General features: G+C 61.6%; 1 pseudogene. It reads left to right on the forward strand.

What is annotated here, in order from left to right:
* Positions 1–229 (forward strand): annotated as a pseudogene (locus KVS71_RS19640) (ATP/GTP-binding protein); the annotation flags it as partial.

A 229-nucleotide genomic window follows, 5' to 3' on the forward strand; every position in this document is an offset into this window, starting at 1 on the left:
CTTCCTCTTGTTGACATCAGCGAAGTACGAGCCGACCAAGATCGAAGTCGACAAGCACGTCGGGATCGACCTCGATCTGCCCGTGGCCGCATTGCTTCCGCTTGAGCGCCATGCGCAGTGGGCGAGGCTCGGGCAGCTTCCGACCAAGGTCGCTCAGAGCATCACCTGCGGCGGGACACAGCATCTAGCCGTCGCGCTCCTCGGCAAGCAGAATAAGGGCAAACTCGGT

The organism is Microbacterium sp. GbtcB4 (assembly GCF_019091465.1).
In the GTDB taxonomy this organism is placed as follows: Bacteria; Actinomycetota; Actinomycetes; order Actinomycetales; family Microbacteriaceae; genus Microbacterium; species Microbacterium paraoxydans.